Raw genomic sequence first — 8,024 nt, 5'->3', positions numbered from 1 at the left:
GTGTGGCCGTAGCCCGAATGAAAAACGACAACGATGTCGGCCATGAACTTTTCCTAGTCAACGCGAACAGCGCATCGTAATCGCCCGGCCGGCGCAGCCCCGACACGATGTGCGGGGCAACCCGGGGGAGTTACTTCCTGTCGATGCTGAAGCGGCCAGCGCCCAGGGCGGCGATCGCAAGCAGGCCACCAGCGATCGCGATGTTCTTGAAGAACATCAGCTGGTTGACGTACGCCTTGTCGGCGGGCATGGCCCAGTAGTTGTGAAAGAACACCGCCGTCGCGACCGTGAACACGGCCAGCACGATCGACACGATGCGCGTCTTGTAGCCGACCAGCAGCAACAGGCCGAGGCCCAGTTCCACAGCGATCGCGATGACTGCGCCGAGTTGCGGCAAGGGCAGGCCGACTGCACCGATGTAGCCGACGACGCCGGCAAAGCCGCTGATCTTGCCGAAGCCGGCAGGCACGAAGAGCAATGCAATCAGCACGCGGCCGAGCAGCGCGAGCGAGTCTTGGGTAGCGCCGGTGGTGGCCGGAGCGGCATAGGGAGATGCGGTGGTGGTGGACATGGGATGGACTCCTCTAGGTTGAAAAAAAAATCGAACTTCAGGCGGCAAGATCGAACACGAGCACTTCGGCATCCTTGGCGGCGCCGAGGGTCAGCCGGCTCTCGCCTTCGAGCAAGGCCGCATCACCCGTAGCGAGCTTCGTGCCATTGGCCTCGAGTTCGCCGCGCACCAGGTGCACGTAGCTCTTGCGCTGGGGGTCCAGCGCCAGGCTGGCTTGTTCGTCGCCGTCGAGCAGGCCCGCGAACAGCCGCGCATCGGCATGCACCCTCACCGAGCCCTCGACACCGTCGGGCGATGCGACCAGCCGCAGCTTGCCGCGCTTCTCCTCGACCGGGAAGGTCTTCTGCTCGTAGCTCGGGGCGATGCTGCGGACGTTCGGCTCGATCCAGATCTGCAGGAAATGCGTGGTCTCGTCGGCCTTGTGGTTGAACTCGCTGTGCATCACGCCGCGGCCGGCGCTCATGCGCTGGACATCGCCGGGCGGGATCGATTCCACGTTCCCCATGCTGTCCTTGTGCGCCAGTTCGCCGGACAGCACGTAGCTGATGATCTCCATGTCTTTGTGGCCGTGGGTGCCGAAGCCGGCGCCCGCGGCAACACGGTCTTCGTTGATCACGCGCAGGTTGCCGAAGCCCATATGGGCCGGATCGTAGTAACCCGCAAAGGAGAAGCTGTGGAAGGAGCGCAGCCAGCCATGATCGGCATACCCGCGTTCCTGGGATTTACGGACTTTCAACATTGTCGAACTCCTGCCCTCCGGGGAGGGCCTCTCGAAATGCCGCGCCCTGTGCGCAGCGGATGGCTATAACTTTAGGGCCCGCCCCCGCCGCGAAAAGCAATGCCGTTTGATGGCATCATTCAATTTTTTTGATCGATTCTCATGCCTACCGCGCGCGAAGTTTTGACGCCCGACGCGTTGTCGATGCTGCAGACGGTGGCCAGCACGGGCAGCTTCGCCGCCGCGGCACGCGCCCTGAATCTCGTCCCAAGTGCGCTGAGCTACCGGGTGCGCATGATCGAAGACGCCCTCGACGTGCTGCTTTTCGACCGCAGCGGCCGCCAGGCGCGCGTCACGGAGGCGGGCGTGGAACTGCTGCGCGAGGCCACCCGCCTGCTCGGCGAGATCGATGCGGTCGCCAACCGGGTCAAGCGCGTCGCCACGGGCTGGGAGCCGATGCTCACGATCGCGGTCGACAGCGTCATCGCGCGCGATCCGCTGCTCGACCTCGTCGGTGCGTTCTACGCACTCGAACCGCCGACGCGGCTCAAGCTGCGCGACGAGACGCTGCTCGGCACGATCGAGGCGCTGACCAGCGGAGAAGCCGATCTCGCGGTCGGTGCCGTGCTCGATGCGGCCAGCCTCGCCTTCACCGCGACGGGCATCCGCAGCCGGCCGCTGGGCAAGCTGGCCTTCGTCTATGCGGTGGCGCCGCACCATCCCCTGGCGCGCATCGATGTGCCCTTGAGCGACGAGGTGCTGCGCCAGCACCGCGCGGTGGCGGCGGCCGACTCCTCGCGCGCCGGCCCCAGCATGACGGTCAACCTCGTCGGCGGGCAGGACGTGCTGACGGTGCCGACGATGCAGGCCAAGCTGGCCGCGCAATTGCACGGACTGGGCGGAGGGTTCCTGCCCGAGCCGATGGCGCGGCCCTACATCGACGCCGGACATCTGGTCGAGCGAAAGACCGAACGCGTCGCGCCGCTGGCCACCATGCACTGCGCCTGGCGGGTGCGCAGCGCCGGCAGCCCGGGTCGCGCGATGCAGTGGTGGCTCGAGCGCTTCGAGAATGAAGGCACCCGCCGCGCACTGCTGGAGCGCCACCGGGGAAGGTGACGAGCCTCTTGCCAAGCGTCAAGCGGCCACCCCCTCCAACCCGGTTAGAGTCACATGGCCTGCCACCCGACAAAGAGACCGCCATGACAATCCGACCCGTTGCCGACCGCCACCGATCCTCCGCTTCGCGCCACTACGCCGTCATCGGCGCCGGCATCGCCGGCGTGGCCTGCGCCCGAACGCTGATGCAGGCCGGCCACCGCGCGACCGTGTTCGAGCGCCAAGCCGCCGCCGGCGGCCGCATGGCCAGCGAGACCACGCCCTTCGGCCGCTTCGACAGCGGCGCGCAATATTTCACGGTGCGCGATCCGCGATTTGCGCGCGTGCTGGAAACCACCCCGCAAGTCTGCAAGCCCTGGAGCGCCAACCTCGTGCGCGTGCTCGACGCCCATGGCCGCGTCGCCGAGGCCGCCCTGCCCGCGCGCGAGCCGCACTTCGTCGCCCAGCCCGGCATGGATGCGCTGGTCGCCCACTGGGCGCAGCCGCTGGGCGACGCGCTGCTGACGCGCACCCAGGTGACGAACATCGAGCGCGATGCACTCGACGGCAAACGCTGGCAACTGCGCACCGCCGGAGCCGACGATTCGCAGCATGTCTATTCGGGCTTCGACGGGGTGCTGCTCGCGGTGCCGCCGGCCCGCGCCCGCGCTCTGCTCGGCGACGGAAGCCTGTCGGCGGAACTGAGCCGCAAGATCGAGGCGGTTCGCATCGCACCCTGCTGGACGCTGATGATCGCCTTCCCCCAGGCCAACCAGCCCACGCTGTCGCACCTGGGCCCGCAATGGAACGCCGCCCGCAGCACCCACCATCGCGTGGCCTGGCTGGCGCGCGAGTCGTCCAAGCCCGGCCGCGACCCGATCGAGCGATGGACGCTGCAGGCCAGCGCCGCCTGGTCGCAGGAGCACCTGCGCGACGACGCCGCGCGGGTCGAGGCCAAGCTGCTGCGCGCCTTCGCCGAAATCACCGGGATCCGCGCCGCGCCCTCGCACGCGCAGGCGCGCTGCTGGCCCGAGGCGCAGACCCAGGTGCCGGTGGCCAAGCCTCACCTGTGGGACGCCAAGGCGCGCCTCGGCATCGCCGGCGACTGGTGCACCGGCCACCGGGTCGAGGATGCCTTCCTCTCCGGCCTTACCTTGGCGCTCAAGGTAGCGGCCTGACGAGCCTGCCCCGTCGATGATCCGGATCGGCCGTTTCGCGCCCTCGCCGACCGGGCCGCTGCATGCCGGCTCGCTGGTCGCAGCGCTCGCCAGTTGGCTCGACGTGCGGGCGCGCGGTCCGCGAGCGCGCTGGCTGGTGCGGATCGAGGATGCCGACACCGAGCGCTGCCTGCCCGGCATGGGCGAGCGCATCCTGGCGCAGCTCGCCGACTGCGGCCTGCTGCCGGATGCGCCGCCGGTGTGGCAGACCCACCGCACAGGCCTCTACCAGGACGCGCTCGACCGGCTCGTGGCGGCGCGCTGGGCCTACCCCTGCGGCTGTTCGCGCAAGGACATCGAGCAGGCGCTGGCCGAACGCGGCATCGCCCACGCGCGGCACGGCGAGCGGGTCTATCCCGGCACCTGCCGCGATGGCCTGCAAGGCAAGCCGGCGCGCGCCTGGCGCTTCGCGGCCTCGCGTTTCGAGGCCACCCAGGACGGCACGCTGCTGCAATGGAACGACCGCCGCCTCTGCAGCCAGCAGCAGGCGGTCGCCAGCGAGGTCGGCGACTTCGTGCTCAAGCGCGCCGACGGCCCCTGGGCCTACCAACTCGCGGTGGTGGCCGACGACGCCGAGCAGGGCGTGACCGACGTGGTGCGCGGCGAAGACCTGGCCGATAACACAGCGCGCCAGATCCTGTTGCAGCGGGCGCTCGGTCTCGCCACGCCGAGCTACCTGCACACGCCGCTGGTGCTGGCTGCCGACGGCGACAAGCTGTCGAAGCAGAACGGTGCCGCAGCGCTCGCCACGGCGACGCCGGCCGAGGCGCTGGCCGCGCTCCAGGCCGCTGCGCGGGTGCTCGGTCTGCGGCCGGGCGACGCCGCCACGACGGCCAAAGCGCTCGCCGGCTGGATCGGCGAATGGCGCGATCTCTACAATCCGCCGCCGTGACTCCTCGTTCTCCTACCAACCTCCCCGCCGACCCGTCGGCCACCGTGCCCGCCGGCGACAAACCCACCGGCGAGGCGCATCCGCTGCACCGCCGCCTGAAGAGCTTCGTCAAGCGCGGCGGCCGGACCACCGAAGGCCAGGCTCGCGCCTACGAGAAATTCGGCCCGCAGTTCCTGCTGCCCTACCGCGCCGAGCCGCTGGATTTCGGCGTCGCCTTCGGCCGCCAGGCACCGACCGTGCTCGAGATCGGCTTCGGCATGGGCGAGGCGACGGCGCACATCGCGGCGCTGATGCCCGAGAAGAACTTCCTTTGCTGCGAGGTGCATGAACCGGGCGTCGGCGCCCTGCTCAAGCGCATCGGCGAGCAGCAGTTGCAGAACATCCGGATCTGCGTCCACGATGCGGTCGACGTGCTCGACCACATGCTGCCGCCGGCTTCGCTGGCGGGCGTGCACGTGTTCTTCCCGGACCCGTGGCACAAGACCCGGCACAACAAGCGCCGCCTGATCCAGTCGCCCTTCATCAGCAAACTGGCCGACCGGCTGGCGGCCGGCGGCTACCTGCACTGCGCCACCGACTGGCAGCCCTACGCCGAACAGATGCTCGAGGTGCTGTCGGCCGAACCGCTGCTGCGCAACACCGCCGCCGGCTATGCGCCCAAGCCGGACTACCGGCCGCTGACCAAGTTCGAGAACCGCGGCCTCAAGCTCGGCCACGGCGTGTGGGACGTGGTGTTCCAACGCCGCTGATTCAGTGCTCAGTGCGTCAAGGTGGGCAACGGGCCCGCCGGCGTCGGCGCCAGACCCTGAGCCTGCGGCAGGTTCTTCTGCGCCGCCATCACGAGCGCGGCGCGATAGGCCGAGCGGCTGGCGATCTTGGTGTGCGTGATCAGGGCCTGCCACTCCCGCTCGAGTTCGGGATCGCTGCGGGCGCCGCGGCGATTCAGCAGCGCCTGGCTGACGTCGACCAGGGCAGCGGCCGAACTCAGGCAGATGTTGGCCGCAGTCTGGGCGGCACTGGCCCTGAAGTGTTGCTCCTCGGTCTGGGCGGCGGTACGTAGGGCCTCCAGGGGCAGGTTGGCGGTCGGGCCCAAATAGGGTGCGCCCTGGAGTTGGCTGTCGGCATAGGCCAGCACTTTCTCGATGGCCACCAGAGCGCTTTCCAGCAATGCGATTTCAGTTGACGTTTGCTTCATTTCATCCGTCCGGAACGATTCCGGTTCAGGCGGGATATTGACACCGGAAGGCACTTTGCCCCTGTGCAAAAAGCCACAACTCACATACAAAAAGTTAACAAATTTGCAGCGACGCCACTCGGCCGAAGCGTCGCTCCCGCCCGGGATGTCCGAACGTGACTTAGTGCCTTCGTGTAAGGGATCGAAGTCGCTACATTTTTCGAAAGATGTAGCGAAAGGCTTCCGATGATTCTCACCCGCAGGACTTGGATGGCGCAGTCCGGCGCCGCATTGCTGCTGGGCGGCGGGCTTGCCGCCGCCAGCCGTCGCAGCCACGCGCAGGTCGGGCCGCGCGCCGTCGCGACGCGCACGGTGATCCTCGGACAGTCGGTGCCCCTGACCGGCGCAGCCAGCGAGATCGGCCTGGCCTTCGCGGCCGGAGCCCGGCTCTATGCGAACGAATTCAACGAAAGCAGCGTCGCCAGCGGCCTCCAGCTGAAGCTGGTGCAACTCGACGACGGCTACGACGCCGCCCGCGCCGGCGCCAATGCGCGCACGCTGCTCGGCACCCACAAAGCCGACATGCTGTTCGGCTTCGTCGGCACCGCCAGCAGCGACGCCGGCGCGGCGGCGGCGGCGCAACAGGGCAGCGTGCTGTTCGCGCCCTTCGCGGCGGCCGACAACCTGCGCGGCGGCGCCCATCCCAACGTGTTCCACGTCCGGCCGAGCATGGCCGACGAGGCGTTCAAGATCGTGCGCCAGTGCGAGACGGTCGGCCAGACCCGCATCGCCCTGATCGGCGACGACGACGAGATGGGCCGCGCCGGCCTGGCCGCGGTGCAGCAGGCGATAGCCGAACTCAAGCTGGCCCCGCTGGTGGCAAGTGCGCTGGTCCCGGCCGGCGGCGACAGGCTCGAGGCCGCGCTGGCCTTGGTGCAGAAGCAGTCGCCGCAGGCCATCGTGCTGGTCTCGCTCTCGACCACCACGGCCGACGTGATCCGCCGACTGCGCAAGAGCGGCTACGCGGGCAGCTTCACGGCCTTCTCGATCGTTGGCATCGATCCGCTCTACGCGGCACTCGGCAAGGACATCGGCGGCATCGTGATCTCGCAGGTGGTGCCTTCGCCGCGTCCGTCGGCCATCCCGATCGTCAAGGAATACCTGGCTGCGGTCGAGAACTCGGACCAGGCGCCCTCCTACGAGGGGCTCGAGGGCTTCATCGCCACCAAGACCGCGGCCGAGGCGGTGCGCCGCGCCGGCAAGGGCTTCACGCCCGCCACACTGCAGCGCGTGATGGCCGGAATGACCGACTACGACGTCGGCGGCTTCCGCATCAACCTGCGCCCCGGACTGCGCGACCCCGGACGCAGCATCGACCTGATCAGCATCACCAAGGAGGGGCGGATCCTGCGTTGAATTGCGCCCGCGGTCGTTGATCGACAGCGATCCCAGCCACCCTAACCCGTGCTGCCCAGCCGCTGCAGCGTCTCCAGCGTTCCATCGCGGCACGGTGTGCAGCGGACAGACGCGGTCTGGAGGGCTGGGGCATGGGGGTCGGCTCGGGATCCGGGGGTTTACCTGGGCCTTCCATTGTCAAATTCTTGACAGTTGAGCGTCAAGTGCAGGTCTACAGTGAGCCGCAAACCCACGGAGGCACACACAATGAATGCCAGAGCGACTTTCGTCCGCATGCAGGACAGCACCCAGGACGACTGGAAGCTGATCGGCAGCGAATTCATGCAGTTCGCGCAGGGCCTGCCCGAGCGCGTGATCAAGCACCTGCAGATCCTCGAAGGCGACTACGGCGGCTTCCCGATCGATCGCTACAGCCATTCGCTGCAGACCGCGACGCGCGCGCTGCGCGACGGCCGCGACGAGGAGTACGTGGTCTGCGCGCTGCTGCACGACATCGGCGACACGCTCGGCACCATGAACCACCCGGACATCGCGGCGGCGATCCTCAAGCCCTTCGTGAGCGAGGAGAACCATTGGATGGTGGCCCACCACGGCATCTTCCAGGGCCACTACTTCTTCCATCACATCGGCCTCGACCGCGACCTGCGCGAGAACTTCCGCAGCCATCCCTGCTTCGAGCGCACGGCCGAATTCTGCGAACTCTACGACAACCCCGCCTTCGACCCCAAGGCCGAGACCCTGCCGATCGGCGAGTTCAAGCCAATGCTCAGGCGGCTGATGGCCCAGCCGCGGCAGAGCATCTATAAGCAACCAGAGACCCGCCCCGCCTGAACCCACCTCCAAGGAGAATCCCATGACCGCCGCTTCCCACTCCGACATCCAGAAGCTCGTCAGCGCCGAAGAATGGCAATTGCGCGTCGACCTCGCGGCCTGCTACCGGC

At 68.3% G+C, this 8,024-nt stretch carries 9 protein-coding genes; 6 read left to right on the top strand and 3 right to left on the bottom strand.

What is annotated here, in order from left to right:
- Nucleotides 1-130 precede the first annotated feature (130 nt).
- Complete coding sequence (locus AC1DY5_RS33315; RefSeq protein WP_478118467.1) at nt 131-571, bottom strand: DoxX family protein; 441 nt, start codon at nt 569-571, stop codon at nt 131-133.
- A 37-nt stretch (nt 572-608) separates the two neighbouring features.
- On the bottom strand, nt 609-1,310 hold the full coding sequence (locus tag AC1DY5_RS33310; RefSeq protein ID WP_478118465.1) for a pirin family protein: 702 nt from the start codon (nt 1,308-1,310) through the stop codon (nt 609-611).
- Between the two features lie 141 nt (nt 1,311-1,451).
- Between AC1DY5_RS33310 and AC1DY5_RS33305 the strand changes: the two genes are divergently transcribed.
- The 4 genes from AC1DY5_RS33305 (at nt 1,452) to trmB (ending at nt 5,242) form a co-directional block, all read left to right on the top strand.
- Nucleotides 1,452-2,405 (top strand): LysR family transcriptional regulator, encoded by a 954-nt coding sequence (locus tag AC1DY5_RS33305; protein WP_478118463.1) that lies wholly within the window; start codon nt 1,452-1,454, stop codon nt 2,403-2,405.
- 83 nt (nt 2,406-2,488) lie between these two features.
- Nucleotides 2,489-3,562 (top strand): NAD(P)/FAD-dependent oxidoreductase, encoded by a 1,074-nt coding sequence (locus tag AC1DY5_RS33300; RefSeq protein ID WP_478118461.1) that lies wholly within the window; start codon nt 2,489-2,491, stop codon nt 3,560-3,562.
- A 16-nt stretch (nt 3,563-3,578) separates the two neighbouring features.
- Complete coding sequence (gene gluQRS, locus AC1DY5_RS33295) at nt 3,579-4,493, top strand: tRNA glutamyl-Q(34) synthetase GluQRS (RefSeq protein ID WP_478118459.1); 915 nt, start codon at nt 3,579-3,581, stop codon at nt 4,491-4,493.
- Complete coding sequence (trmB, locus tag AC1DY5_RS33290) at nt 4,463-5,242, top strand: tRNA (guanosine(46)-N7)-methyltransferase TrmB (RefSeq protein WP_478118457.1); 780 nt, start codon at nt 4,463-4,465, stop codon at nt 5,240-5,242. The genes gluQRS and trmB overlap by 31 nt, the downstream gene beginning before the upstream one ends.
- A gap of 8 nt (nt 5,243-5,250) precedes the next feature.
- On the opposite strand, the gene AC1DY5_RS33285 is transcribed toward trmB, so the two are convergent.
- Nucleotides 5,251-5,688, bottom strand: coding sequence for a hypothetical protein (locus tag AC1DY5_RS33285; RefSeq protein ID WP_478118455.1), 438 nt, complete (start codon nt 5,686-5,688; stop codon nt 5,251-5,253).
- A 225-nt stretch (nt 5,689-5,913) separates the two neighbouring features.
- On the opposite strand from AC1DY5_RS33285, the gene AC1DY5_RS33280 reads away from it, so the two are divergent.
- Nucleotides 5,914-7,083, top strand: coding sequence for an ABC transporter substrate-binding protein (locus tag AC1DY5_RS33280; protein ID WP_478118453.1), 1,170 nt, complete (start codon nt 5,914-5,916; stop codon nt 7,081-7,083).
- 246 nt (nt 7,084-7,329) lie between these two features.
- Complete coding sequence (locus tag AC1DY5_RS33275) at nt 7,330-7,914, top strand: HD domain-containing protein (RefSeq protein ID WP_478118452.1); 585 nt, start codon at nt 7,330-7,332, stop codon at nt 7,912-7,914.
- The last annotated feature ends 110 nt before the right edge of the window (nt 7,915-8,024 follow it).

The sequence above is a fragment of the Variovorax sp. P4_D9 genome (genome assembly GCF_056401695.1).
Note: the sequence above shows the minus strand (reverse complement) of the source record. Positions and strands in the feature narration are given on the sequence as shown.

Bases quoted from the DNA above. Each gene is read 5' to 3' on its own strand.
- AC1DY5_RS33315 (WP_478118467.1), bottom strand. From the start codon at position 571: ATGTCCACCACCACCGCATCTCCCTATGCCGCTCCGGCCACCACCGGC.
- AC1DY5_RS33310 (WP_478118465.1), bottom strand. From the start codon at position 1,310: ATGTTGAAAGTCCGTAAATCCCAGGAACGCGGGTATGCCGATCATGGC.
- AC1DY5_RS33305 (WP_478118463.1), top strand. From the start codon at position 1,452: ATGCCTACCGCGCGCGAAGTTTTGACGCCCGACGCGTTGTCGATGCTG.
- AC1DY5_RS33300 (WP_478118461.1), top strand. From the start codon at position 2,489: ATGACAATCCGACCCGTTGCCGACCGCCACCGATCCTCCGCTTCGCGC.
- gluQRS (WP_478118459.1), top strand. From the start codon at position 3,579: ATGATCCGGATCGGCCGTTTCGCGCCCTCGCCGACCGGGCCGCTGCAT.
- trmB (WP_478118457.1), top strand. From the start codon at position 4,463: ATGGCGCGATCTCTACAATCCGCCGCCGTGACTCCTCGTTCTCCTACC.
- AC1DY5_RS33285 (WP_478118455.1), bottom strand. From the start codon at position 5,688: ATGAAGCAAACGTCAACTGAAATCGCATTGCTGGAAAGCGCTCTGGTG.
- AC1DY5_RS33280 (WP_478118453.1), top strand. From the start codon at position 5,914: ATGATTCTCACCCGCAGGACTTGGATGGCGCAGTCCGGCGCCGCATTG.
- AC1DY5_RS33275 (WP_478118452.1), top strand. From the start codon at position 7,330: ATGAATGCCAGAGCGACTTTCGTCCGCATGCAGGACAGCACCCAGGAC.